This is a genomic window from Nocardia sp. NPDC051900 (assembly GCF_044452545.1).
In the GTDB taxonomy this organism is placed as follows: Bacteria; Actinomycetota; Actinomycetes; order Mycobacteriales; family Mycobacteriaceae; genus Nocardia; species Nocardia sichangensis.
In genome coordinates this window covers 41,741-65,869 of the sequence record NZ_JBITBU010000022.1, presented here as the reverse complement: position 1 = coordinate 65,869, position 24,129 = coordinate 41,741, and the positions used below count along the sequence as shown (strand labels likewise).

General features: G+C 69.1%; 19 protein-coding genes. 8 read left to right on the top strand and 11 right to left on the bottom strand.

Features of this window, described 5'->3' with window-relative positions:
• Nucleotides 1-30: 30 nt before the first annotated feature.
• Nucleotides 31-648 carry a LysE family translocator gene (locus tag ACIA5H_RS30820; RefSeq protein WP_379250014.1) on the top strand — a complete coding sequence of 206 codons (618 nt, stop codon included), beginning with the start codon at nucleotides 31-33 and terminating at the stop codon, nucleotides 646-648.
• A gap of 6 nt (nucleotides 649-654) precedes the next feature.
• Here the strand turns inward: ACIA5H_RS30820 and ACIA5H_RS30815 are convergent, their stop codons facing one another.
• Complete coding sequence (locus ACIA5H_RS30815) at nucleotides 655-1,299, bottom strand: hypothetical protein (protein ID WP_397079164.1); 645 nt, start codon at nucleotides 1,297-1,299, stop codon at nucleotides 655-657.
• 464 nt (nucleotides 1,300-1,763) lie between these two features.
• Here ACIA5H_RS30815 and ACIA5H_RS30810 point away from each other — a divergent pair, with 464 nt between their 5' ends.
• Together ACIA5H_RS30810 and ACIA5H_RS30805 are read left to right on the top strand one after the other, a co-directional pair.
• A complete protein-coding gene (locus ACIA5H_RS30810) occupies nucleotides 1,764-4,859 on the top strand; it encodes a circularly permuted type 2 ATP-grasp protein (protein WP_397079162.1) in 3,096 nt (1,031 codons plus the stop codon).
• Nucleotides 4,856-5,800, top strand: a complete 945-nt coding sequence (locus tag ACIA5H_RS30805) for a transglutaminase N-terminal domain-containing protein (RefSeq protein ID WP_397079160.1) — start codon at nucleotides 4,856-4,858, stop codon at nucleotides 5,798-5,800. Before ACIA5H_RS30810 ends, ACIA5H_RS30805 begins: the two co-directional genes overlap by 4 nt.
• A 163-nt stretch (nucleotides 5,801-5,963) precedes the next feature.
• Here the strand turns inward: ACIA5H_RS30805 and ACIA5H_RS30800 are convergent, their stop codons facing one another.
• The 6 genes from ACIA5H_RS30800 to ACIA5H_RS30775 form a co-directional block, all read right to left on the bottom strand.
• Nucleotides 5,964-6,521 carry a dihydrofolate reductase family protein gene (locus ACIA5H_RS30800; RefSeq protein WP_397079158.1) on the bottom strand — a complete coding sequence of 186 codons (558 nt, stop codon included), beginning with the start codon at nucleotides 6,519-6,521 and terminating at the stop codon, nucleotides 5,964-5,966.
• Nucleotides 6,522-6,647: 126 nt separating this feature from the next.
• Nucleotides 6,648-7,358: a glutamine amidotransferase gene (locus ACIA5H_RS30795; protein WP_356963429.1), complete on the bottom strand. Its 711-nt coding sequence runs from the start codon at nucleotides 7,356-7,358 to the stop codon at nucleotides 6,648-6,650.
• Entirely contained in the window at nucleotides 7,355-8,593 is a 1,239-nt protein-coding gene (locus ACIA5H_RS30790) for a MurT ligase domain-containing protein (RefSeq protein WP_379250024.1), read from the bottom strand. The genes ACIA5H_RS30795 and ACIA5H_RS30790 overlap by 4 nt, the downstream gene beginning before the upstream one ends.
• A 65-nt stretch (nucleotides 8,594-8,658) precedes the next feature.
• Nucleotides 8,659-9,300 carry a pyridoxamine 5'-phosphate oxidase family protein gene (locus tag ACIA5H_RS30785; protein WP_397079155.1) on the bottom strand — a complete coding sequence of 214 codons (642 nt, stop codon included), beginning with the start codon at nucleotides 9,298-9,300 and terminating at the stop codon, nucleotides 8,659-8,661.
• Between the two features lie 76 nt (nucleotides 9,301-9,376).
• Nucleotides 9,377-11,152 carry an FAD-dependent oxidoreductase gene (locus ACIA5H_RS30780; RefSeq protein WP_379250026.1) on the bottom strand — a complete coding sequence of 592 codons (1,776 nt, stop codon included), beginning with the start codon at nucleotides 11,150-11,152 and terminating at the stop codon, nucleotides 9,377-9,379.
• 150 nt (nucleotides 11,153-11,302) lie between these two features.
• Entirely contained in the window at nucleotides 11,303-12,253 is a 951-nt protein-coding gene (locus ACIA5H_RS30775; RefSeq protein ID WP_379250028.1) for an EamA family transporter, read from the bottom strand.
• Nucleotides 12,254-12,363: 110 nt separating this feature from the next.
• Between ACIA5H_RS30775 and ACIA5H_RS30770 the strand changes: the two genes are divergently transcribed.
• Nucleotides 12,364-13,293 (top strand): LysR family transcriptional regulator, encoded by a 930-nt coding sequence (locus ACIA5H_RS30770; RefSeq protein ID WP_397079240.1) that lies wholly within the window; start codon nucleotides 12,364-12,366, stop codon nucleotides 13,291-13,293.
• Nucleotides 13,294-13,306: 13 nt separating this feature from the next.
• On the opposite strand, the gene ACIA5H_RS30765 is transcribed toward ACIA5H_RS30770, so the two are convergent.
• Both ACIA5H_RS30765 and leuA read right to left on the bottom strand, forming a co-directional pair.
• On the bottom strand, nucleotides 13,307-14,938 hold the full coding sequence (locus ACIA5H_RS30765; RefSeq protein WP_397079152.1) for an AAA family ATPase: 1,632 nt from the start codon (nucleotides 14,936-14,938) through the stop codon (nucleotides 13,307-13,309).
• 265 nt (nucleotides 14,939-15,203) lie between these two features.
• Nucleotides 15,204-16,997: a 2-isopropylmalate synthase gene (gene leuA, locus ACIA5H_RS30760; protein ID WP_379250032.1), complete on the bottom strand. Its 1,794-nt coding sequence runs from the start codon at nucleotides 16,995-16,997 to the stop codon at nucleotides 15,204-15,206.
• 271 nt (nucleotides 16,998-17,268) lie between these two features.
• On the opposite strand from leuA, the gene ACIA5H_RS30755 reads away from it, so the two are divergent.
• From ACIA5H_RS30755 to ACIA5H_RS30740, 4 genes are all read left to right on the top strand, one after another.
• Nucleotides 17,269-18,036 carry a sulfite exporter TauE/SafE family protein gene (locus tag ACIA5H_RS30755; RefSeq protein ID WP_397079150.1) on the top strand — a complete coding sequence of 256 codons (768 nt, stop codon included), beginning with the start codon at nucleotides 17,269-17,271 and terminating at the stop codon, nucleotides 18,034-18,036.
• Between the two features lie 52 nt (nucleotides 18,037-18,088).
• Nucleotides 18,089-19,693: an alpha/beta hydrolase gene (locus ACIA5H_RS30750; RefSeq protein ID WP_397079149.1), complete on the top strand. Its 1,605-nt coding sequence runs from the start codon at nucleotides 18,089-18,091 to the stop codon at nucleotides 19,691-19,693.
• Nucleotides 19,694-19,769: 76 nt separating this feature from the next.
• On the top strand, nucleotides 19,770-21,389 hold the full coding sequence (locus ACIA5H_RS30745; protein WP_397079147.1) for a GMC oxidoreductase: 1,620 nt from the start codon (nucleotides 19,770-19,772) through the stop codon (nucleotides 21,387-21,389).
• 94 nt (nucleotides 21,390-21,483) lie between these two features.
• The gene (locus tag ACIA5H_RS30740; RefSeq protein WP_397079145.1) at nucleotides 21,484-22,353 is read left to right on the top strand and encodes an ion transporter; all 870 of its coding nucleotides are present in this window, start codon (nucleotides 21,484-21,486) and stop codon (nucleotides 22,351-22,353) included.
• On the opposite strand, the gene ACIA5H_RS30735 is transcribed toward ACIA5H_RS30740, so the two are convergent.
• Together ACIA5H_RS30735 and ACIA5H_RS30730 are read right to left on the bottom strand one after the other, a co-directional pair.
• A complete protein-coding gene (locus ACIA5H_RS30735) occupies nucleotides 22,331-23,542 on the bottom strand; it encodes a low temperature requirement protein A (RefSeq protein WP_379250040.1) in 1,212 nt (403 codons plus the stop codon). The genes ACIA5H_RS30740 and ACIA5H_RS30735 overlap by 23 nt on opposite strands.
• A gap of 86 nt (nucleotides 23,543-23,628) precedes the next feature.
• The gene (locus ACIA5H_RS30730) at nucleotides 23,629-24,087 is read right to left on the bottom strand and encodes an SRPBCC family protein (protein ID WP_355078705.1); all 459 of its coding nucleotides are present in this window, start codon (nucleotides 24,085-24,087) and stop codon (nucleotides 23,629-23,631) included.
• Nucleotides 24,088-24,129 lie beyond the last annotated feature (42 nt).

Genomic DNA, 24,129 nt, shown 5'->3' with positions numbered 1-24,129 from the left:
CCGCGCCGGGCGTGCGTTACCGTGTCGGGGATGAGCATCGAATTCGTGCTGACGACGCTCGTCATCGTCGCCACCCCCGGCACCGGTGTGCTGTTCACGTTGGCGGCGGGGCTGTCTCGCGGTGTGCGAGCCGCGGTGATCGCGGCCTTCGGCTGCACGCTCGGCATCGTTCCGCACATGATCGCGGCGATCACGGGTCTGGCCGCGCTGCTCAACGCCAGCGCGGTCGCGTTCCAGACGCTGAAGTACCTCGGCGTCGGCTATCTGGTGTACATGGCGTGGACCACGTTCCGGGACAAGGGCGCGCTCGCCGTGCCGGAACAGACCGGGCGCACCGCACCCTCGGCACGGAAGGTGATCACCTCGGCGGTGCTGCTGAACCTCCTCAACCCCAAGCTGACCATCTTCTTCTTCGCGTTCCTGCCGCAGTTCGTGCCCGGCGGCGCGCCGAACGCACTGGCGCGCATGCTCGAACTGAGCGGCATCTTCATGCTCGCCACCCTGGTGGTGTTCGCGGTGTACGGCGCGTGCGCCGCCGCCGTCCGCGACCAGGTCATTTCGCGTCCCGTCGTGATCACCTGGATGCGCCGGATCTTCGGCGCGTCGTTCCTCGCGCTGGCGGGCCGGTTGGCCACCCAGAACCAGTGACCGGGTTCAGAGGTCGACGCGCGACCAGGGCAGGCCGGGGAACCGGCTGCGGTCGTCGTTGGCCCAGCCCCAGATGAGGGCGGCTACGGTGGCGGGATCGGAGATGGTTGTGCCCAAATGCTTGTCGGGGGAGCCGTCCCGGTATTCCACGGTGTAGGCGCCGGAGTTCTCCCGGTAGGTCTGGATGTAGAACTGCTCGCCGCGTTCGACGACGAGGTACGGGTTGGGCGGGGCCAGCTCCGGAATCCACTGCTGGACCAGCGCTTCGGTCAGGTACGGGAACTCGCCCGCGCCGCCGTGCGTGACGATGGCCTCGACGTGCTCGGCGGGATCGATCAGCCAGGCCAGTTGCGGGTCGTAGACGGCATAGTTCAGCGGTGTGGCGAGTTCGAACAGCAAGTGGCGGACGAAGCCGACCGCGTCGTAGGGGCACGGCACGTGCAGTGCCGCACCGGTGGCCGCGCCGCCGACCGGCACGGTGCTGAGGAAGTTGTCCTCCTCGGGCAGTTCCGCGTTGCGTCTGTTCAGTTCGGCCGCGATCTGCGCGACCGCCCCCGACTCGGGGACGCCCTGCTGGGTGCTCAGGTAGGCGTCGACCTCCGCGATCGACGATGCGACACCGGACGGCAGCAACACGTGGTCATAGCTCACCGGGCCAGGGTACGGAACCGCTCAGGCGCGGCGCCGGGCCGTCTCGCCGTCGCCACACCGGCAGCCGCCCGCGAGGTCTCGGCAATCGAGGACGAAGGCGTGTCTGGCGTGGCTGAGCTCCAAGCAGTGTTCGTCGGTGCATTCGGCGATCCGGCTCACGTGCACGATCAGGGTTCCGTGGCAGTGGTCGAACGCGGATTCGCAAGACGAACAGTCTGATCTACGCATAATGACCTCCTGACGAGATCGTTGTCGTCGTTCGGTGATACCACCGGTGCGGGCGCCACGGTGGGACCCAGGCCCGTGTGTCGCCGCGCCCGATGTTGAGCAAATTAGTTGTCGCCGCATAGCGTTTTACCCGTTATGACCCCTGCTACATGCGAAAATGGCCGCAAAGACCACTGATGCGGGTGTCCGGCACAAGGTTTCCGGACCGCACGGGAAGCATTCGGCGACCATTGGGCATGGATGGCGGAAGTGAGGTCGGCGCGGTGACGTTGCGCGATGAGCGGCGAGAGACCGCGATCACCGTGCGGGAACAGGTCGCGCGCTACCGCGAAGATGCTTCTGCCACCGCCGCCTACGACGAGTGCGGCGCGCCGGTCGCGGGCTACTACGACGAATTGGTCGACGCCGACGGCAAGGTGCGCCGGGTGTGGTCGCAACTGTCCGCCGACTTCGCCGAACTCGGCGGGGACGGCTTGGGCAAGCTGGACAGCCGGGTGCGCAGGCTGATCGACGACGACGGCATCACCTACCTCGAGGCAGGCGCGTCGGCCGAGAACACGCCTGCGCCGTGGCGCCTCGATCCGATTCCCTTGCCGGTCGCCGCGGACGATTGGACCCGGCTGGAGGCCGGGCTGGAACAGCGCTCCCGCGTGTTCGACGAGGTGCTCACCGACATCTACGGTCCACGCAGGACGCTCGCCTCGGGACTGCTCCCGCCGGAAGTCGTGTTCGGTAATCGCGGCTACGTACGAGCCGCGCACGGCATCACCGTGCCGGGGCGGCACCAACTCTTCCTGCACGCCTGCGATCTCAGTCGCTGGGGCGACGGCCGGTTCCGGGTGCTCGCCGACTGGGCGCAGGCGCCGTCCGGCGCCGGATACGCGCTGGCCGACCGCAGGGTCGTGTCGACCGCGATCCCGGAGGCGTTCGAGCACGCGAATCCGCGTCCGCTGACGCCCTTCGCCAGGGCGATGCGATTGATGCTGATCGAATCCGCGCAGACCGACGACGACGAACCGGTGGTCGTCGTGCTCAGTCCAGGCGTGCATTCCGAGACCGCGTTCGATCAGGCCTATCTCGCCTCCACACTCGGCTTTCCGCTGGTGGAGAGCGCCGATCTGGTGGTGCGCGACGGTGCGCTGTGGATGCGGTCGCTCGGCACGCTGAAGCGGGTGGACGTGGTGCTGCGCCGGGTGGGCGCCGAATTCTCCGATCCGCTGGACCTGCGGCCGGATTCGCGGCTGGGCGTGGTGGGACTGGTCGAGGTGCTGCGCCGCGGCGCGGTGACGGTGGTGAACACGCTCGGCAGCGGGCTGCTGGAGAATCCCGCGCTGGCCGGATTCCTGCCCGCCCTGTCGCGCGCGCTGCTCGGTGCGGACCTGTTGCTGGAGAACGCGCCGTCGTACTGGGGTGGTCAGGAACGGGAGCGCGGACATCTGATCGCGAATCTGGACAAGCTGATCGTTCGCTCGGCGGTCGACGGCGCCACGCTGTTCGGCCCCGAGCTGAGTCGTCAGCAGCGCGACGAGATCAAGGCGCGGATCGATGCGCACGGATGGCAATGGGTTGGCCAGGAACCGGCGCAGTTCTCCGTCGCGCCCGCCATCCGCGAGCGCGACGGACTCGCCGCGGCTCCGGTCGGCATGCGATTGTTCTCGCTCGCTCATCGGCGCGGCTACACCGTGATGTCCGGCGGTCTCGGCCAGCTACGTCAGCGCACGACCGATCACGCCGCGCGGAAAGTCGCCGCCAAGGACATCTGGGTGCGGGCCGCGCCGACGGCCGCCGCCGCGATCAGCACCGAGCCGTCGCGCGAGCCGCGGCGCACCGCTCCGGTCGTGGCGGGGATCAGCTCCCCCCGCGTGCTCAACGACCTGTTCTGGATCGGCCGCTACGGCGAGCGCGCGGAGGACACCGCCCGTCTCTTGATCGCCACCCACGAGCGCTACCAAGAGTTCCGGTATCGCCCCTGGCTGGAAGGCGCGGGTGCGTTACCGATCCTCTTGGCCGCCCTCGGACGGACCACCGCCACCGCGGCTCCGACCGACGGGTTGTTCGGTCCCGAGGTGCGAGCCTTTGCGCCGCAGCAGAGTTCGGTCGATCGCGGCCTGCTCGCTCCGTCGGGTGCCGGCGTCGACGAAGATGTCGCGCAATACGGCGACGAGCGGTCGCACGCTGCGGCCGGATCGTTTCCGGATTCTGGTGATGCTCCGGTATCGCCCGGTGCGGGCGAGTGCGCGCAGGGGACTTCGGTGCCGGTCCGGTCACGATCTTCCGGCCACGGTACGGCCGAAAAATCCTCGGCTGCCGCGTCATCCGGATCGCGGATGCCGGAAGACACTGGGGAAGAGCGTAGTTCGAATCACACTGAGCACCACGCTGCCGTGGCCCGGAACGAAGCGATGGCCGGAGCCGGAGCGCGACAACAGGTTACGGCCGGTGTGGAGGCCGTCGCCGAAGGGGCGGACGACGGCGTGGCCACCGGTGCGGCGCAGGACAGCGCTCCGGCGGTACACCGGGTGCCGGGCGCGTCCCGCGCGGGCCACGACTACCTCGTCGCACTGACGATAGACCGCGAGCTGCCCGGATCGCTGGCTTTCGCGATCGACCGGTACGGCAGCGCCGCGCGCGCCGTGCGCGACCAGTTGTCGGTGGACACGTGGATGATCCTCGGCTCGGTCGAGCGCGCGCTGGCGTGCTACCCCGCCGCGGTGGACGACCAAGAGGCGGAGTTGTCGGATGTGCATTCGCGAACCCTGGCCGGGCTGCTCGCGCTGTCCGGGATCGACGGCGAGTCGCTGATCCGCGACACCGGGTGGCACGTCAGGGACATCGGTAAGCGGATCGAGCGCGGTCTCGCCCTGACCGCGTTGCTGTCGGCCGCGCTGACCCAACGGTATCCGGAGGAGATCGAACGCGAGGTCACCGAATGGGTGCTGCGCGCCACCGAGTCCTCGGTGAGTTACCGTCGACGCCACCAGGATTCGGTGCGGATCGCGAACGTCGCCGAACTCCTGCTGTTCGACACCGCCAATCCGCGATCGCTGGCCTATCAGCTGGGCCGCCTGCACGCCGATTTCCAGGCGCTGCCCGGTGCGTCCGGCTCGTCGCGTCCGCAGCGGCTGCTCGCGGACGCGCGGCGCATGCTGCGCCGCCTCGATCCCGACGACCTCGAGGTCACCGACGCGAACGAACGGCGCACCGAACTGGCGGAGCTGCTGGAGGGAGTGCACGTGCGCCTGCGCAAGGTATCCGAGTCCTTCGAGACCACGACGCTGTCGCTCCCGGTCGACATCCAGCCGCTGTGGGGCAGCGCGCAGGTCGTCGGATGACCGGCCGTGCGGTCCGGCGCTACCGGATCGAGCATCGCACCAAGTACTCGTACTCCGGCGAAGTCATCAACTCCTATGGGCGCGCGTACTTGACGCCGCGCGATCTCCCCGGTCAGCGTCTGCTCGCGCACGAGATCCGGATCGACCCCGCCCCCTCGGACCGGTCGGTCGGCGCGGATGTGTGGGGCAACATCACGTCCTACTTCCACGTCACCACCGAGCATCGTGCTCTGACGGTCGTCGGCGAATCGCTGGTCGAAGTCGACGCGCCCGCCCGCGACGACGCGGGCCAGGCCGTCGAGCCGTGGGAACGCGCGCGCCCGACGGGGGCGAACGGGCCGTTCGCCGTGGAGTTCGCCCTCGACCTGCACCCGCAGGAGATCACGTCGGAGATCGTCGCGTACGCGGCCGAATCCCTCCGGCCGGGCAGGCCGCTGCTCGACGCGGTGGCCGAGTTGAACACCAGGATCTACACCGACTTCGCCTACCGGTCCGGCGCCACGACGGTGTCCACCCGGGTGGCCGACGTGTTCGCGGCCCGCGCAGGCGTCTGCCAGGACTTCGCGCGCCTCGCGGTCGCCTGCTTGCGGTCGCACGGCCTCGCTGCCCGGTACGTGTCCGGCTATCTGGCCACCGATCCACCACCAGGGAAGGAGCGCATGGTCGGCGCCGACGCCACGCACGCCTGGGCGGCGGTATGGGTGCCCGGCGCCGACGGACCCGACCGCTCGGGCCGGTGGATCGACCTCGACCCCACCAACGACCAGCTCGGCGACGAGCGCTACATCACCGCCGCCTGGGGCCGCGACTACGCCGACGTCCCTCCGCTGCGCGGCATCATCTACACCGATGCGAAGGACAGCACGATCACCGTCTCCGTCGACGTCACCGAGGTGGGTGTACCACGCGATTTACCCGCGGCTCGCGAATACGGCCGGTGAAGGCATGGTCCCGGATCGACGACGAGGTCGAGCGCCCACCGCGCCGACTGGCGCGGTGGCCAGGCGGACAAACCAGGCAAATCGGCTCGGGCCCGTGGCGCGGTGTGACGGATGGTCGGACCGTCCGGTTGACGCCGTCCGCGATCCGGCCGGACGTTGGTCGTCAGCGCCCGGCTCGGACGTAACGGGTCAGCACGGCCGCGCCGACCGTGTCGACCGACAGCAACTCGAGGTCCGCGGGCGGCTCGCCATCGGCGAACAAACGGTCACCGCTACCGAGGACCGTGGGGAAGATCAGCAGTCGGTACTCGTCGATCAGATCCTTTTCCCGCAATGCGCGAACGATGCTCAGGCTGCCGGTGACGATGACGTCGCCGGGTGCGTTCTCCACCGCCGTATGGAGGTCGCCTTCGACAAGCGTGGAATTCGTCCAGCTCGACGTGTCCGCCAGCGTATGCGAGACAACCAGTTTCGCGGCCTTGTTCATGCGCATGGCGAAGGGATCGTCGCGGCCGGGCCAGATGGTGGCGAACAATTCCCAGGTGCGGCGGCCCAGCAGCAGCACGCCCTCATCGAGGGCATGCGCCAGGCGGAACTTGTCACCGCCGACGGTCTCGGGACCGTAGCGGAAGGCCCACCCGCCGGTCGCGGTGCCGCCGCGGCCGTCGGGGTCGGACACCCTGCCGTCGAGGGTGACGAACTCGCAGACGATGACGCTCATGACCGGATTCCTTTCGATGGTGTGGCTGTGCACCGGTATGTACCGGCGAACACGCCCGAACTCATCGCTTCGGTCCGGATTGCCGCGAATTCAGCTACTCCGGCGACCTGACCGGCGGGAACAGGCTCAGGCGCGCAGGCGCTCCCGGCGGAGCTGGTCGACCTCGGGCAGGTCGAGGGGCGCCAGTTCGGTGACGCCGAGGGCGCGCATCAGCAGCAGGTCGGCGAGTTCGGGGTTACGGGCCAGCGCCGGGCCGTGCATGTAGGTGCCGATCACCGAACCCTGGACGACGCCCTCCAGCCCGTCGCCGACGCCGTTGCCGACGCCGCGGGTGACACGGGCCAGCCCCTGCGCGTCGCCGCCGAGTTTCGTTCCGCCTCGGTGATTCTCGAAGCCGGTGAGTGGTGCGGTGAGCCCGTCGAGCAGTGGAGTGGTGGTCACCTCGCCGATGGCGCGTTTGTGCTGCGGCGAGGTGGTGACGTCGAGCAGGCCGACGCCGTCGACTCGCTCGCCCGCCGAGGTCTCGTACCACTGGCCGAGGACTTGGATGGCCGCGCAGATCGACAGCACCGGAGCGCCTCGCCCGGCGGCGCGCTGCAAGCCGGGGTAGCGCTGCAGGTGCCGGGTGGCCAGACGCTGGGCGGAATCCTCCGCGCCGCCCAGGGTGTAGACGTCCAGGGAATCGGGCACCGGCTCCGACAGCGTGATCTCGACGATCTCGGCGTCGTAGCCGCGCATGCGCAGTCGTTGCCGCAGCACGAGCGCGTTGCCGCCGTCGCCGTAGGTGCCCATCACGTCCGGCAGCACCAGGCCGATGCGGAAGGTCGACTCGGTCATGAAGCCCGCTCCTCGAGGTCACGGTTGAGATCACGGAAGGCGGTGTAGTTGGCCAGCACTTCCACATGGCCCGCGGGGCACGACGCGATGGCGCGGACCGGATCGGGCACCAGGGTGTGCTCCACGCCCGCGTAGGTCAGTCGCACCGCCAGGTCGGTGGCGCGTTCGCCCGCCGCCACCACCTGCACGCCTTCGAAGTGCTCGAAGCGCACGTCCCACAGCCAGGACAGGTCCTCGCCGTCGGGCACCTGGCCGTTCACCGCGATCACCAGGCCCGCCGAGGTCGGCTCGATCATCGACAGCGCCTCCTGCCACCCGGCCGGGTTCTTGGCCAGCAGCAGACGCGCGTCGTGCTCGCCGACCTGCACGGTGCGGTAGCGGCCCGCGATCTCGCGGACCGTGCCCGCGGCCGCGACGGCCTGCTCCGGGTCGGCGCCCAGCGCGACGGCGGCGGCCACCGCCTGTGCGGCGTTGCCGCGGTTGGCCCGGCCCGGCAGTGCGAGCCGCAGCGGGAAACGCTTGCCCTCCCGCCCGACCAGATCGTCCCCGTCGAGCCACCAGTCCGGTTCGGGACGCTGGAACTCCGCTCCGGTACTGCGCCAGTGCGCGCCCTCCCAGACGATCGGCTCGCCGCTGCGCGGGCAGCTGGTCGCGTCCATCGCCCAGCCGCTGCCCGCGGCGACCCACACCACGTTGGGATGGTCGTAGGCGATGGAGGTGACCAGCACGTCGTCGCAGTTGGCGACCACCACGGTGGCCGGGTGCTTCGCCAGGCCCGCGCGCAGCTTTCGCTCGATCATGTTGATCTCGCCGACCCGGTCGAGCTGGTCGCGGCTGAGGTTCAGCAGCACCACCGCCGACGGATTCAGCGAATCGGTGACGTGCGGCAGGTGCAGTTCGTCGACCTCGATGGCGGCCAGCGGCGCGCGCCGGTGCGCGTTCAGCGCGGCGACGATGCCCGCGTCCATGTTCGCGCCGTCGGCCTGGGTCGCGACCGCGCCGAGGGTGCTGAGCGCGGCGGTGGTCATCCGCGTGGTGGTCGACTTGCCGTTCGTGCCGGTCACCAGCACGGTGCGCCGCCGCTGCCCGAGCTGGTCCATGACGGTCGGATCGATCTTCAACGCGATCAGTCCGCCGATCATCGACCCTTTGCCACGACCCGCCTTCTGCGAGGCCCAGGACGCCGCGGCCGCCGCCGCCAGCGCGAGCCGTCCGCGCACCGATAGTTCTGCCACGTCGCGAGTCTATGTTCGACGCGCGATCCGGGCGCGCCGCGGTCGGGTGGCGTGGGCCACGCGGGTCAGTCGCGGTAGAGCTTGGCCGCGTAGTTCTCCGGTGAGTAGTAGCGCTCCAGCTCCTCCACCGTCTCCGCGACGTTCGTCTGCACCTCTTTGACCAGGCAGGCGGGACTCGGCAGGGTGTCCTCCGGCCACTGCTCCGGCTCCCAGAGATGGCTGCGCATGAACGCCTTGGCGCAGTGGAAGAAGATCTGGTCGATCTCCACCTCGACAGCGAGGATCGGGCGGTGCCCGCGCACCACCATGTCGTCGAAGTACGGCGCGTTGCGCACCAGCCGGGCGCGGCCGTTGATCCGCAGCGTCTCGCGGCGTCCCGGGATCACGAACAGCAGGCCGACGTGCGGGTTGGCCAGGATGTTGAGGTAGCCGTCGGCGCGGCGGTTACCGGGGCGCTCCGGGATGGCGAGGGTGGTGTCGTCGAGCACCCGCACGAACCCCGCCGGATCGCCTTTCGGCGAGGCGTCGCAGTTGCCGTCCGCATCGCTCGTACTCATCACCAGGAACGGAGAGAGCGCGATCCACTCCCGGTCCCTGGCATGCAGGACGGGGCGCTCCTTGGTGGCCGCGCGCGGCGCCACCTCGCCGAGCAATGCCCGCAGGTCCGCCGGGTCGGTGATCTCGTCGGAGGCGGTGCTCTCACGCATAGTTCGATTCAAGCACCGCGGCCTGGGGGATGGCGATCGAATTCGGCTCCGGCGAAGGGAGATCGATCACATCCGCTCAGACGGGGACGTCGAACATGTTCGGCTGTCCGGCCGCGTAGCGGTCGGCGTCGACGCGGCGCAGCGGTTCCAGTTCGGTGGCGCGGTAGAGGGTGTACATCCGGCAGCGCTCCGCGTTCGAACCGGCCACGTCCAGCAGGGCGTTCACCGCGGCGCGCGCGGACTCGTTGGCGCCCTCCATGGTGGCCAGGTCGACGTTGGTGCGCACGTAATCGCCTGCCAGGAAGAGGTTTTCCAGTGCGCCGTGCGGTTGCGGACGGTACTCCCACGACCCGGCGGTGTTGATGAGCAGCGGGTCGGCGTTGGCGTTGCGCCGCTCGCCCTCCTGCCAGGTGATGCCGGGATCGAGGAACCAGGAGTGCAGGTCGGCGTCGCGCAGCACCTCGCCGCGATCGTCCAGATGGGCCTTGATCTGGGCCCACGCCTCTCGAGCGATCTCCTCGTGGGTGCACTCCTTGGCGGGTTTGCCGAACACGATGCCGGGGGTGTTCCAGTCGGAGATGTCCACCGAAAGGCAGTCCTGCACGCCGCCGTCGCCGAACTCGGTCAGCTTCCGGCGCCACAGCTGGTTCTGGCTGATCGAGGTGAGCGACCACGGCGCGTCGATGTAGGCGGTGTGGCCGCGCGAGATGTCGGCCGGTCGGCGCAGATAGAACTGGATGCCGTTCATCCAGTCGGTGAACAGGTTGTCCATCCCGGCCAAATCGGGCCGGACCTCGAGTACTTGCGGCGACCACAGCGTGCGCGCCCGTTCGGCGGGCAACGCGACGACGAAGTAGTCGGCCTCGACCGTGCGTTGCGCGCCGGTCTCGTCCACGACCCGGGCCGCGACGATCCTACGGTCGCGCACCTCCAGCTCGCGCACCTCGGCGCCGAGCACGAAATCCGCTCCGAGTTCGCGGATCCGCCGCGTCCACGGCTCGATCCAGACCGCGTTGGTCGGACCGTTCAGTACCCGGTCCAGGCTGCCGTCGTTGCCGATCCCCAAGGGATTGCCGAGGAACTGCTCGCCCATGGTTCCGATGGTCCGCACGCTCGCGATGTTCTCTTTCGCGGCGACCATGATGCTGGTCAGCGTGCGCGACAGCAGCGCGCGGAACTCGTGCGAGCGCGCGTGGCCGCCGACGAAATCGTGCCAGGAGGTGCGCTCCCATTGGCCGAGGCGGCGGGCGTCGCAGCTGGTGTTGAAGACCAGCAGGCGTTCGGCGAAGTAGACGCCCTCGTTGGAAGGCATCTTGAGTGCGGTCGACAGCGCCGCGCCGAGCGTTTCGCGGAAACTGTCCGGGGAGAACTCGGCACGGGCGCGCGGACCGAGCGGGACGCGGAAGTCGTCGCCGCCGTGCCGGGCGAATCGTGCTTCCGGCACCGCGACCAGGTTGTCCCACACGCCGTTCGCGTTGCCGGGGAACGGGATTCGGCGCATCGTGTCCGGCACGTGCTGATAGAAGCCGGGGAAGAAACGGAAGCCGTGTTCACCGGGCAGATCCGGCCGTCCACCCGTTCCGGTGCCGGGCACGCCGACGCTGCGGGCTTTGCCGCCCCACGCCCGTTTCTCGTAGATGGTGACCTGGAATCCGCGTTCCGCCAGCTCGTGTGCCGCGGTCAGGCCCGCGACACCGCCGCCGAGTACCGCGACCCTTTTGCCGCCGGGATTCGCTGCGGCAGGCGTGGGTTTCAGCGCACCCGCCGCCAGTGCCCCCGCCGTAGCCACCCCCGCCGCGACCGTGTTACGAAGCAGTGCTCTTCGCGATACGGTCCACTGATTGTCTGCCATGCGCCGCTCTGCTGCCTAGCCTAGGGACCAACTTCCACGCCGGGCACTACTGTAAAGCGGCAAGCCGATCGATTCGCACCGACCCCGTACAGCGGCCGGTGCGGAATGCGAATGTCGTGACGGAGTGCACATCGAACGTGGGTACGGCCGCTAGGCCGGGCGACCGGTACCTGCCATCGCGGGTGTTCCCGATGGCTCGATGCGGGCGTTCACCGTAGTCGCGCGTGGCCTGCCCGACGTGGCGGCGAACGCTCCCGCCAGCACCACCACCCCGCCGATCAGCGACAACGTGGTCGGAGTTTCGCCCAGGAAAGTCCACGCCGCGGCGATGCCGACGATGGGAACGAGCAGGGAGAACGGCGCGACCAGGCCGGCCGGATAGCGACCGAGCAGATAGGTCCACAACCCCGTGCCGACCACAGTGGCGAGGACGGCGATGTAGGCGAGCGCCAGCAGAGCGGGCAGGCCCGCCGGTGTGAACGCTTCGGCCAGAGCCCGCGCTCCCGTGGTCGGCCCCTCGGCGAACGCCGACAGCGCGAACAGCGGCAGCGGCGGGATGGCGGTGGTCCACAGCATCAGGTGCAGCGGGTTGACGCCGGGGGTCTCGGTACCGGCCAGTCGTGCGCCGATATTGCCGAATGCCCAGCCCAACCCGCCCGCCAAGGTCAGCAGCACCGGAAGCAGGGTGGCGTGGGCGAGCCGGTCCCAGCCGATCACCGCCATGCCCGCCACCGCGACGGCGATGCCCGCGATCTGCACCGGGCGGATCCGCTCGCCCAGCAGCAGCGTGCCGAGCAGCACGGTGAACGGCGCCGAGGATTGCAGTACCAGCGAGGCCAGCCCGGTCGGCATGCCCACCCGCATCGCGGTGAACAGGAACGCGAACTGCAGGATGCCGAAACCGGTGCCGTACAGAAGGATCCACCGCATCCGCACCGGAGGGCGCGGGATGAAAAGCAGCGCGGGCACCGCGAGCACGGCGAAGCGCAGCGCCGCGAAGAAGAACGGGGGGAAGTGGTCGAGCCCGACCCGGATGGCGAGGAAATTCAATCCCCAGAGCAGGACGACGGTCAGGCCGAGCAGGCGGTCGCGGTTGGTCACGCCTTCATCGTGCGGTCTGCTAAAGATCAGAACAATCGAATAATTATGGATGAATGATGTAGCTTCACTTAATGAATTTCGGTTCCGAACCGGTCGCGGCCGGTCCGCCCATGGCGCTGGAGAGGCTGCGTGTGCTGCGTGAGCTGGCCGATCGCGGCACAGTGTCCGCCGTGGCGGCAGCACTGTCCATGACGCCCTCCGCCGTTTCCCAGCAGCTCAAGGTGCTCGCGCGGGAGGCGGGCGTGGCCCTGCTCGAACCGGACGGCAGACGCGTGCGGCTCACCGACGCGGGTCGTGCACTGGTGGTGCGCGCCGACGAAGTGCTCGCCGCAATGGATCGCGCGGTCGCCGAGATGGCGCACTATCGCGGCTCGCCGCGCGGACGGGTCCGCGTCGCGGTGTTTCCCTCGGGCGGTGCGTTGCTGTTGCCGCATGTGCTACCCGGCATGGTGGACAGCGGAGTCGAGGTGATCGCGCGGGACGAAGACGTGCCGCCCTCGGAAGTGGCGCGACTGCTCGCCGATTATGACGTGGTGCTGACCCATCGTGACGAGCGCGCCGCACCCATCGCCGACCCGCGCGTCGCGACCCGGGTGCTCATGCGCGAGCCGATCGATGTGGTCGCGGCGCCGACGCATCGGCTCGCGGGCCGTTCGGCCGTCGTGCCGGAGGAACTGGCCGACGAGACCTGGCTCAGTGTGCGGGGCGGTTTTCCCGTCGACGACGTACTGCGCTCGATCGCCACCGTGACCGGCGTGCAGCCGCGTATAGCGCAGCGTCTCAACGATTTCCGCGTCATCGAGACGCTGGTCGCCGTCGGCTACGGTGTCGCGCTCATGCCTCGCTACGCGGTCGGCCACCCTGATCTGGCGGTGCTACGGCTGTCCGGCGTGCGCGCCGCTCGGATATACGAACTGGCCACCCGGCCCCGGGCCGAGGCCCGTCCGGCGATCGCGGCCGTGCTCGCGGCGTTCGAGTCGGCCGCCGCACTCACGACGGCCGACTCCGCGCACGGAACGGGCTCCGCCGCACGAGCATGATTCCGCGCGACGATCAGAATCCGTGCGGTGGCTGGTGCCGATAGGGATGCTGGGCCTGCGAGCTGACGTAGCCGAAGTCGTCGGCGACCATCGCCGCCAGCTCCAGCAGCGCCCGCCGGGTCGGCTTGCTCACCAGTTCCAGATCGATTTCCGCGCCCTCGGCGAGGTGATCGTCGAACGGCACGACCTGCACCGCGCGGGTGCGATCGAGGAACAGCTTGCGCAGCTGGTCGAGGTCGACGGTGGACGCGCCGCGCCGGGAAGCGTTCACCACCACGACGGTTCGTTCCACCAGCTTGCCGTAGCCGTGGTGGTCGAGCCAGTCCAGCGTGGCCGACGCGCTGCGCGCGCCGTCGATGGCGGGCGAGGTGACCAGCACCAGCGAGCTCGCCATATCCAGCACGCCCGCCATTGCCGAGTGCATCAAGCCGGTTCCGCAGTCGGTCAGGATGATGTTGTAGAACGACTGCAGAATGCTGATCGCCTTGCGGTAGTCCGCTTCGCTGAACGCCTCCGAGACCGCCGGATCCTGTTCACTGGCGAGCACTTCCAAGCGGCTCGGCGCCTGCGAGGTGTGCGCCCGCACGTCGGAGTACCTGGTGATGTGCTGATCCTCGAGCAGGTTGCGCACGGTGGAGCGGGTCTGCCGTGGCACCCGGTGCGCGAGCGTGCCCAGGTCGGGGTTGGCGTCGATCGCGATGACCCGGTCGCCGCGCTGCGAAGCGAAGGTGGAGCCGAGACCAACCGTGGTGGTGGTCTTCCCGACACCGCCCTTGAGCGAAAGGATCGCGATCCGGTAGTCACCGCGCACCGGCTGGTTCACCCGGTCGGCGAGGTCCTGGTAGACGATGTCGGCCGCCGACTCGCCCGGATTGATCATGCCGCCGGACACCTTGTGCACCGCGCGACGCCAGCCGCTGCGCGGCGCCCTGCGGGCGCGCCGGAGCAGATTCAGGTCGTTCACCGAATGTCCCGGCTGGCCGGGCTGCGGCACATGCTGCGGTTGGAACGGCGGTACCGAATGGTGCGGACCCGGCCCGCCTTGCCAGCCCGGCCCCTGCGGTTGCCCGAGCGGCGGCGGAGGCGGCGGTTGATAGGCGGGCGGCGGAGGCTGGTGCGTCACCGGCGGAGGCGGCGGCGCCCAGCTGTAGATCGGGCCGCTGGGCTGATCGAGTTGCGGCGCAGGAGATTCGGGCTGCGCGGAATCCATGGGCACATGCCGGGTCAGGCCGTCGCCGCCGATCTCCTGGCGGTACTCCCCGTAACCGGGATGAGGTCCGTCCGGAGGCGGGGCTATCGGGTGGCTACCGCTATGGCCCGACGGTGGCTGAAAGGTGCCGGTAGTGAACGGCTCTCCCGGAAAGGGCGACGGAGGGGGATACGCGCCCGCGTTCGGCGGGGCGTACGAGCCGTAGGGCTCGGCCGGTCCGGCCTGCGGGGGAGCCCATGCCTGCGCCACCGGGGCGGCTTGCGGGTAGGCCGTGGTCTGCTCCGGCGAGCCGTGCGGCTCGGGCTGTTCGGGTTGGGCGTCCGGCTGGGCCGACCCGGCCGACGCGTCGGTTTCCTTCGCTTCCGTACCGCCGGCCGGCACGGCCGACGGGTCCTTGGCCGATGACTCCACGTCGCTGACTTCGGCCGTATCCACGGAATGACTCTGCAGCCAGGGTGGAGAGGTCGGATTGTGGTCGTTTGTTGTCACGGTTCCCCCATCTGCTCGGGAGTTCGAGCAGAGAGCTCGGCGCTTGGAGTGCGAATCCAACGCTAGCACGGGGTTCGCTACCCCGTGTCGCGGTAGGCATGCCGGGCTTGGGGAGCCGAATGCCCGCGACAAATGGTCTGTCCCAGCGAGATCGGGCGCCGCGCGGTGGAACCCGCGCGGCGCCCGTCCGCGTACTTGCCGAGATGCGCTGTCAGTGCGCCCGGTTCACCGCCGACACCACCGCGCGCAGCGACGCGGTCGTGATCGAGGTGGCGATGCCGACGCCCCACACCACCTTGTCGCCGATCGCGCACTCCACGTAGGCGGCGGCCTGCGCGTCGTCACCCGCGGACATGGCGTGCTCGGAGTAGTCCAGCACCTCGACGTCGAAACCGACGGCGGCGATCGCGTCGACGAACGCCGCGAGCGGTCCGTTGCCCTTGCCGGTGATCTCCTGCTCGACGCCGTCGACCTTCACCACGGCCACGATCGAGTCGACCCCGCCGTCGGTCTCCGACGCGGTGACCTTCTGGCGCATCCGCTCCAGCGGCCGGATCGGGCTCAGGTACTCCTCGTGGAAGACGTCCCACATCTCCTTGGGCGTCACCTCGCCGCCCTCGCCGTCGGTGATCTTCTGGATCGCCTGGGAGAACTCGATCTGCAGCCGCCTCGGCAACGCCAGCCCGTGGTCGGTCTTCATGATGTAGGCGACGCCGCCCTTGCCGGACTGCGAGTTGACCCGGATGACCGCCTCGTAGGTGCGACCCACGTCCTTCGGGTCGATCGGCAGGTAGGGCACCTCCCAGACGATGTCGTCGACGTCCGCCTCGGCGGCGTCGGCCGCGGTCTTCATCGCGTCCAGACCCTTGTTGATGGCGTCCTGGTGGCTGCCGGAGAACGCGGTGTAGACCAGGTCGCCGCCGTACGGGTGCCGCTCGTGCACCGGCAACTGGTTGCAGTACTCGACGGTGCGGCGGATCTCATCGATGTCGGAGAAGTTGATCTGCGGATCGACGCCGCGGGAGAACAGGTTCATCCCCAGCGTGACCAGGCACACGTTGCCGGTGCGCTCGCCGTTGCCGAACAGGCAGCCCTCGATCCGGTCGGCGCCGGCCTGGTAGCCCAGCTCGGCGGCGGCCACGGCGGTGCCGCGGTCGTTGTGCGGGTGCAGCGACAGCACGATCGCCTCGCGGCGGGCCAAGTTGCGGCTCATCCACTCGATCGAGTCGGCGTAGACGTTCGGAGTCGCCATCTCCACGGTGGCGGGCAGGTTGATGATCAGCGGCTTCTCCGGCGTCGGGGCGATGATCGCCGAGACCGCGTCGCAGACGTCCTTGGCGTACTCCAGCTCCGTGCCGGTGTAGGACTCCGGGCTGTACTCGTAACGCCAATTGGTGTCCGGGTAGCGCTGCTCGATCTCCAGGCACAACGCGGCGGCGTCGGTGGCGATCTTCTTCACCGCGTCGCGGTCGGCGCGGAAGACCACCTTGCGCTGCAGGATCGAGGTGGAGTTGTAGAAGTGCACGATGACGTTCTGCGCGCCCGCGCAGGCTTCGAACGTGCGCTCGATCAGCTCCGGGCGGCACTGGGTGAGCACCTGGATGGTGACGTCGTCGGGGATCGCGCCGTCCTCGATGATCTCGCGGACGAAGTCGAAATCGGTCTGGCTGGCCGAGGGGAAGCCGACCTCGATCTCCTTGTAACCCATCCGCACCAGCAGGTCGAACATGCGGCGCTTGCGGGCCGGGCTCATCGGGTCGATCAACGCTTGGTTGCCGTCGCGCAGGTCGACCGCGCACCAGCCGGGCGCCCGGTCGATGACCTTGTCCGGCCAGGTGCGGTCGGGCAGCGTGATCGGCTCGACCTCCTCGGCGAAGGGCCGGTAACGGAACGTCGGCATCGAGGAGTTCTTCTGTTTGTTCCAGCCGGGCTGGTCGGCGGGGGCTGGTCTGCTCGGCGCGGTGATGGTGCGCGCGCCGGACACAAATGCGTCAGCAGGGGACATGGGCGGTTCTCCCGAGGATGTCGTTTTTCCCAATGGGGGCTGGTCGACCGGCGCGGCAAAACCCCGCGACGGGAGCCGGTCCGATCAGACCCCGTCGCGGCGGTCGAGAAGAAGTGCCCGCTGCATGATGTCCGCGAGTTTACCGTGCGGACATACTGCCGGGAAGGGTGGTCCCGTCGTCGGGTGATCCGACGACCCCGCTACCGTTCGGTCCGGCAGTGAACCACGCTTGTACGGGCCCGAGGTCCGACGGGACGTCGAAGGATTGGCAATGACCTGGCTGGAGCAACTGGCCGTCTTCGGTGCGGGCATCGCGGCGGGCGGCATCAACACGATCGTCGGCTCCGGCACGCTGATCACCTTTCCCGTTCTGCTCGCGTTCGGCCTGCCGCCGGTGACCGCGAATGTGTCCAACACCATCGGTCTGGTCCCCGGCTCGATCAGTGGCGTGCACGGATACCGCCGCGAACTGACGGGGCAGCGCGATCGGCTGCTGCGGTTGGGCACCGCCTCGCTGCTCGGCGGCATCACCGGTGCGGTGCTGCTGCTGGTGTTGCCCGCCGAAGCGTTCAAGGCGATCGTGCCCGTTCTCATCATGGTGGCATTGGTGCTGGTCGTCGTGCAGCCACGGCTGGCGAGCTGGGTCAAGCGCCGCCGGGAGAACGACGGCGCCCCGGTGCCGGAGCACGGGGGGCCCATCCTGCTCGCCGCGGTTTACGCCGCCGGTGTCTACGGCGGGTACTTCGGGGCCGCGCAAGGCGTGCTGCTGATCGGGTTGCTCGGCGTTTTCGTGCACGACGACATCCAGCGCCTCAACGGGGCGAAGAACGTGCTCGCCCTGATCGTGAACGCGGTCTCCGCGCTGATCTTCATCGTCGTGGCGGACGTGGACTGGCGCGCGGTGGTGCTGATCGCGCTCGGCTCGATCATCGGCGGGCAACTCGGCGCGCGGTTGGGCAGGCGGATGCCGCCGACCTTGCTGCGGGCGGTCATCGTCGTGGTCGGACTGATCGCGGTGATCCGTTTGGTGATGTCCTAGAGCCGGATGTCAATCCTCAGGGTGACGACGGCCACCGGGCACGGAGCCCAGGATGAGTGCCGTGCCTAGCTGGAGAATCGTCATCGTCGCCGCGCTCGCCGCGCTGCTGCCCGTGGTGAGCGGCTGCGGCGGCCCGCCGAGCCGACACGAGTCGGCGGTCGCGGACCTGGTCGCCCAGGCCGACGCCGCGCCGACGCCCCGGCTGGAGTGGGCGGGGTGCGCGGAGCCGGAGCTGAGCCGGTTCCAGTGCGCGACCGCGCAAGTTCCGGTGGACTACGCGCACCCCGACGGCCCGACCCTCGGGCTGGCGGTGGTGCGTCAGCAGGCCACCGACCCGCAGCGGCGGATCGGCACGCTGTTCTCCGCCGTCGGCGGTCCCGGAGGCTCGGGGCTGCGCTGGGCGGCGAAGGGAGAACTGTTAGGCGGCGAACTCGCGCGCCGCTTCGACGTGGTCACCTTCGACCAGCGCGGCGTCGGCCGCAGCGGGCAGGTGCGGTGTTTCGCGGACGCCGAGCAGCAGCGGCGGTTCTGGTCCGGCGCCCCGCTGCCGCCCGTGCGTCCGGAGCAGGAGCGCGCGGCCGACGCGGCGAGCCGCGAGCTGGCCGCCGGTTGCGCGGCGCACGGCGGCGCGTTGCTCGGGCACCTGACCACCGTCGACGCGGCGCGCGACCTGGACCTGCTGCGCCGGGCCGTCGGCGACCCCCAGCTGACCTATGAAGGCGGTTCCTACGCGAGCTATCTGGGCCAGGTTTACGGCGCGCTGTTCGGCGATCGGGTGCGCGCCCTGCACCTGGCGTCGATGATCGACCCGGACGCCTACACCAACGACACGCGCAGCGCCATCGAGACCACCGCGGCCGGGACCGAGGAAGTGCTCGATGAATTCCTGCGGTTGTGCGCGGACGCGGGCCGGGAGCGCTGTGCCTTCGCGGCGCCGGACGGCGGCGCGGGCGATCCCGGCCGCTCCACTGACCTTCGCGCTCGCAATGACGCTGTGCTGCAACGTCTTCGCGACGCGCCGCTGATGGTGGGGGCCGGGGAGCGAGCGCGCACGGTCACCTACGCCGAGGCGCTGTCGTCGCACGCGCTGTTGCTGTACGACCCGGACGAGGGTTGGCCCGCCCTGGCTCAACTGCTCGCCGAACTGGAGCGCGGCCCGTCGGGCGATCCCGACACGGTCGGCCGGATCCTCTCGGCCACAACGCAACCGTATGACTTCCTCGACTCGTTCACGGCGATCTCCTGTGCGGACAACAACTTTCCCCGCGACTCGGCCCAATGGCCTTCACTTGCAAAGGATCTGACGCGTGTCAGCTCCGCTTACGGCCCGCTCTGGCTGTGGCTGCACCAGGCCTGCGCCTCTTGGCCGTCGCCGCCCGAGGGGTATGCCCAGCGATACGCCGGGCCGTGGATCCTGCGATCGGACACCCCAGCCGTGCTGGTGAACAACCGATTCGATCCGGTCACCCCGCTCAGCTCCGCGCGGCGCGCGCAGCGGGAACTGGTGAACGCACGGTTGGTCGTCGTCGAAGGCGGCTACGGGCACGCTGTGCTCGGCGAGTGCACACGCAAACTGCGCGAGCGCTATCTCGTCGACTTGCAACTGCCCGCCCCGGGAGCGACCTGTCGCGCGGACGAGCTGCCGTTCGAGCGATAGCGAAAACGGATATCTGTTCACAAATCGGGAATACCGGTAATCTGCGCACGCTAAGCCTGATGATGGAAGGTGACCGGTGCGTAGACGTGCCTTGTTCAAGGCGGCTGGCACGGCCGCCCTGCTCGGTGCTGTGGGATCGATGACGGGAACCGGCGCGGCGGCCGCGGATCCGATGTGGGAGGCCCTGTTCCACGCTTGGGTGCCGGAGATCTTCGCCCCGATTCCCGACCCGCCGGAGCACTCGCCCGCGATCGTCGTCGGCTCGGGCTTCGGCGCAGCGGTGTCCGCGTTGCGCCTGGCCGAGGCCGGGGTGGCCACCACCGTGCTGGAGCGCGGTTCGCGCTGGCCGAACGACCCGTGGCGGGAGATCTTCACCGGCGACGACCTCCCCGACGGTCGCGGCTTCTGGCACCGCACCAACTTCACCGGCGTCACCAAGGTGCCGATGCATTTCGCCAGTTTCGGCGGCGTGCTGGACTGCACCGAGTATCCGGGCATCGACGTCTGGCGCGCGGCTGCCGTCGGCGGCGGTTCGGTGATCTTCAGCGGCGCCATGATCGCCCCGGAGCGCCGCTTCTTCGACCACGTCTTCGGTGGCGGCGTCGACTACGGCGAGATGGAGCGCGTCTACTACCCGCGCGTGCGCCAGATGTTGCGGCTGAGCCCGATGCCCGCGGACATCTACAACTCCTCGCCGTTCGCGCACTCCCGCGCCTGGGACGACCAGGTGCGCAAGGCAGGCTATCAGCCCCAGGCCAACGACTCGATTTTCAACTGGGACATCCTGCGCGCCGAATTGGCCGGAGCGTCAAGGGCTTCCGCGACGGCGGCCAGGAGCAATCTGGGCAACTCCAACGGCGCCAAGTTCGACCTGAATCAGAACTACCTGGCATACGCGCAGGGCACCGGCCGGTGCGGAGTCTTCCCCGGCCACCGAGTCGACGCCATCGCGCAGGAATCCGGCGGCCGCTACGCGGTCACCGTGGCGAAGCTGTCGCCGACCGGTGACGTGTTGTCCACCCGCACCCTCACCTGTGATCGGCTCTTCCTCGGCGCCGGGTCGATCGGTACCTCCGAACTGCTGGTCCGTGCGCAGGCCACCGGCGCGCTACCGAACCTGAACGAGCACGTCGGCGACGGGTGGGGCACCAACGGTGACGTGGTCCTGGCCCGCGGGGCCAGCGCGCTGGCCGGTCAGGGCCAAGGCGTGCCGAGCGCGAGCCGGATCTTCGACGAGTCCGCCGTGCCGCTGACCCTGGAGAGCTGGTACATCCCCGGCATCCCGTTCGAGACCGGCGCGCTCGCCTCGCTCGGCATGGTGCTCGACTCGACCCGCACCCGGTTCGGCTACGACCGGGCCACGAACCGAGTCGGGCTGAGCTGGTCGGTCAAGAACCGGGACGAGACGGTCGCGCTGGCCCGCGCGGTCGACCACCGGATCGCCGAACGCGCGGACGCCCTCGTCGAGTACAGCGCCCTCGGCTACGACGCGAACGCGCTGTTCACCGCGCATCCACTCGGTGGGGCGGTGCTCGGGCGCGCCACCGACGGCTACGGCCGGGTGCACGGTCACCCCGGCCTCTACGTGATGGACGGCGCCGCGATACCCGGCAGCACCGGAACGGTCAACCCGTCGCTGACCATCGCCGCGCTGGCCGAGCGCAATATCGAGGCGATCGTTCGCGCCGGTCGCTGAGATCCGCCTTTTCCGGGGGGTATCGCCAACCGTGCCGAGCGTGCTTTCCGCGTACTAATGTCGGCGGCACCGTTCGGCGTCGAAGGGAACCGCAGTGTCCGCTCCCAGCTCGGGTATCGAGAGCTCCTCCGTCGAGCGATACGGTCTGCGGGACGCGCCGGAGCCGCAGGACTATCCGCGCAAGCCGCCCATGCTCTGGACCGATTTCCTGATGCTGGCGCTGGCCATCGTGTCCGTGGCGCTGGTCGCCTGGATCACCTTCCTCCCGGTCTCCGGGCACACCTACCACGTGGTCGTGGTCGTCGACTGGACGTTGTGCGGGGTGTTCGCGATCGAGTTCCTGTGGCGCTGGCGCCGCGCGGGCTGGCCGTGGACGTTCCCGTTCATCTACTGGTACGAGGTCGTCGGCATGATCCCGGTGACCAGCCCGTTCTTCCGCGGCTTCCGTTTGCTGCGGGTCGTGGTGATCGGCGTCCGGCTGGCCCGGGTGGCCGACCGGGTGTTCGGTGACCGGGTGACCGCCGCGGTGGTGAACCGGTTCGTGGCGACCATCGTCGACACCATCCGCCGTCCGATGACGATCGCGGTGATGGACGAGGTGGCCGAGGTGCTGCGCACCGGCCACTACACCCGCAACATCGCGGCCGCCCTGGAGGAGAACCGCGCCGAGCTGGACGAGATGATCGTGGAGTTGATCAAGAAGGACCCGCAGGCGGGACGGGTGCGCTACATCCCGTTCCACGACGAGATCATCCGGCTGATCGCCGACACCACGTTCCGCATCGTGTTCCAGGTGCTGGAGGATCCGCGCACCGACGAACTCGTCGCGGACGTGCTGCGGGAGAACATCGATCAGATCCGCGACGCGGTTCGCGACGGTGTGCGGGTGCCGCCGTCCGCGTACGGGCCCACGCCCGACGAGGACTGCGTGCGGCATCGGCTCAATCAGGTACCGCGTGCCTGATGGCGTCCCGCGGCTGTGCCAAACGCACGGTCTCCCAAGCGATCAGCGCGACCAAGACGCCGCACAGCAGGGCCAGCGAAGCCAGCGCGGGCAAGGCGCAGGCCAACGGGATGAGCGCCAGCAGCACCACGATGGCGACCACGCGCGGCGCCGTGACGGTGCGCGTGGCGTAGTGCTTGAAACCCACCAGCGCGATCAGATACAGCACGACGCCGCCGTAGAGGGCGTAGAGCGGAATTCCGTACAGCGCGTCCGTCAAAGTGTGGTGTGCGGAATCCCCGACGTAGTACAAGACCTTCTTCAGCCCCAGTGACAGCGCGATGATCCCGACGATCATCGGGAAATGCCAGAAGGTGTAGGACGCCTGCGCGATCTTGATCTGCCGCTTGCCCTCGGCGTGGACCAGTTCGTGCTCCACCGCCAGGGCCGCGACGTCGAAATACGCCCACCACAGGAGACCGGAAATGGCGAGACCGAGCAGCGAGCCGAGCGCGATCGGCCAGGAGATCGGCAGGCCGGCCACCCCGATACCGATCGAGACGATCGATTCACCGAGCGCGACGATGATGATCAGCCCGTATCGCTCGACGAAATGGGTGGCCGAATTCAACCGCCAATCGGTGCCCGCGAACAGTGTCCAGAGGTAGTCGCCCGCGATCGCGGCGATCCACAGCGCGATCTGCACGCGACCGGTGGTCATGGCGGCGACGACGAGCAATGTGGTGCCGAGGGTGATCGACCCGAGCGCCCAGCGCAGCAGCTGGCCGCGCAATTGCGCATCCTCGGAACTGGCCAGCCAGAACATCCCGAAATGCACCAACCGCACGATCAGGTACGCGACGGCGAAGACCAGCGGACCGAACCATCCTCCGGCCAGATCTCGGAACGCCTCCGGGATGGTGAGCGCGGCGAGGAAGGCGCCGCCCATCGCGGCGAACATCGCGACCCGCGCGATGCCCTCGTCGGCGCGGACCACGTTGCCGAGCCAGGAATAGGCGATCCACAGCCACCACATCACCGCGAGCACCAGCAGCCCGCGCAGCATGTTCTTCGCGCTGGTCTCCTCCGCGACCAAGCCGGTGACCATGGTGAACGCGAAGACGAGCACCAGGTCGAAGAACAACTCGAGCTGGGTCACCGACGCGCCTTCGGCCATCGGCTGGAACCGCACCCGTTTGGAACCGATCATGCGCTCATCGTCGCACCCCGGCCGATTCCGCGCCGGTCCGCTGCTTCGCCCGGCGGCCGATTTCGCGCAGAGCGCAGCCGTCCGCGCTATACGGGTTGATAGGTCTCCGTTTCGGGGAACCGCTCGGCGAAATCTATGAAGCACTCCACGACCACCTCGTTGGCCTTGCGGAAAGTGCGTTTGAGCAGAAATCCGGGAACCGGGAGGGGCAGATAGAGCTCGACGTGATACCAGACGTGCGTGCCGTCGACGCTGTCGGTCACCTCGAAAAAACCGCCGCCCCGCACGCCCCTGGTGCTGTCGGCGACGATCCAGGAGGACCGGTCGTCGGTCCAATCATATTCCAGCACTTGCAAATCCGAGCTGCCGAGCAGCTCCGCCTTGAGGAAGACCCGCCGGGGTCTGCGTCGTGCGTCGCGGGTCGCGACCCGGACGTCGCTGTAGGACGACGACCATTCCGGAAGCGCTTCGACGTCGGTCAGGGCGTCCATGACCTGTCCGGGATCGGTGTCGACGAAGAATCGGATATCCGTTTTGGTGCGCATGGCATACCTCCGACACCCGGATGGACAAGTCCGGCCGATTGT

Coding starts and splice junctions, on each gene's coding strand:
- ACIA5H_RS30810 (WP_397079162.1), top strand. CDS start 1,764: ATGGATGGCGGAAGTGAGGTCGGCGCGGTGACGTTGCGCGATGAGCGG.
- ACIA5H_RS30735 (WP_379250040.1), bottom strand. CDS start 23,542: ATGATCGGTTCCAAACGGGTGCGGTTCCAGCCGATGGCCGAAGGCGCG.
- ACIA5H_RS30755 (WP_397079150.1), top strand. CDS start 17,269: ATGACCTGGCTGGAGCAACTGGCCGTCTTCGGTGCGGGCATCGCGGCG.
- ACIA5H_RS30805 (WP_397079160.1), top strand. CDS start 4,856: ATGACCGGCCGTGCGGTCCGGCGCTACCGGATCGAGCATCGCACCAAG.
- ACIA5H_RS30770 (WP_397079240.1), top strand. CDS start 12,364: ATGGCGCTGGAGAGGCTGCGTGTGCTGCGTGAGCTGGCCGATCGCGGC.
- leuA (WP_379250032.1), bottom strand. CDS start 16,997: ATGTCCCCTGCTGACGCATTTGTGTCCGGCGCGCGCACCATCACCGCG.
- ACIA5H_RS30785 (WP_397079155.1), bottom strand. CDS start 9,300: ATGCGTGAGAGCACCGCCTCCGACGAGATCACCGACCCGGCGGACCTG.
- ACIA5H_RS30800 (WP_397079158.1), bottom strand. CDS start 6,521: ATGAGCGTCATCGTCTGCGAGTTCGTCACCCTCGACGGCAGGGTGTCC.
- ACIA5H_RS30750 (WP_397079149.1), top strand. CDS start 18,089: ATGAGTGCCGTGCCTAGCTGGAGAATCGTCATCGTCGCCGCGCTCGCC.
- ACIA5H_RS30780 (WP_379250026.1), bottom strand. CDS start 11,152: ATGGCAGACAATCAGTGGACCGTATCGCGAAGAGCACTGCTTCGTAAC.
- ACIA5H_RS30795 (WP_356963429.1), bottom strand. CDS start 7,358: ATGACCGAGTCGACCTTCCGCATCGGCCTGGTGCTGCCGGACGTGATG.
- ACIA5H_RS30730 (WP_355078705.1), bottom strand. CDS start 24,087: ATGCGCACCAAAACGGATATCCGATTCTTCGTCGACACCGATCCCGGA.
- ACIA5H_RS30820 (WP_379250014.1), top strand. CDS start 31: ATGAGCATCGAATTCGTGCTGACGACGCTCGTCATCGTCGCCACCCCC.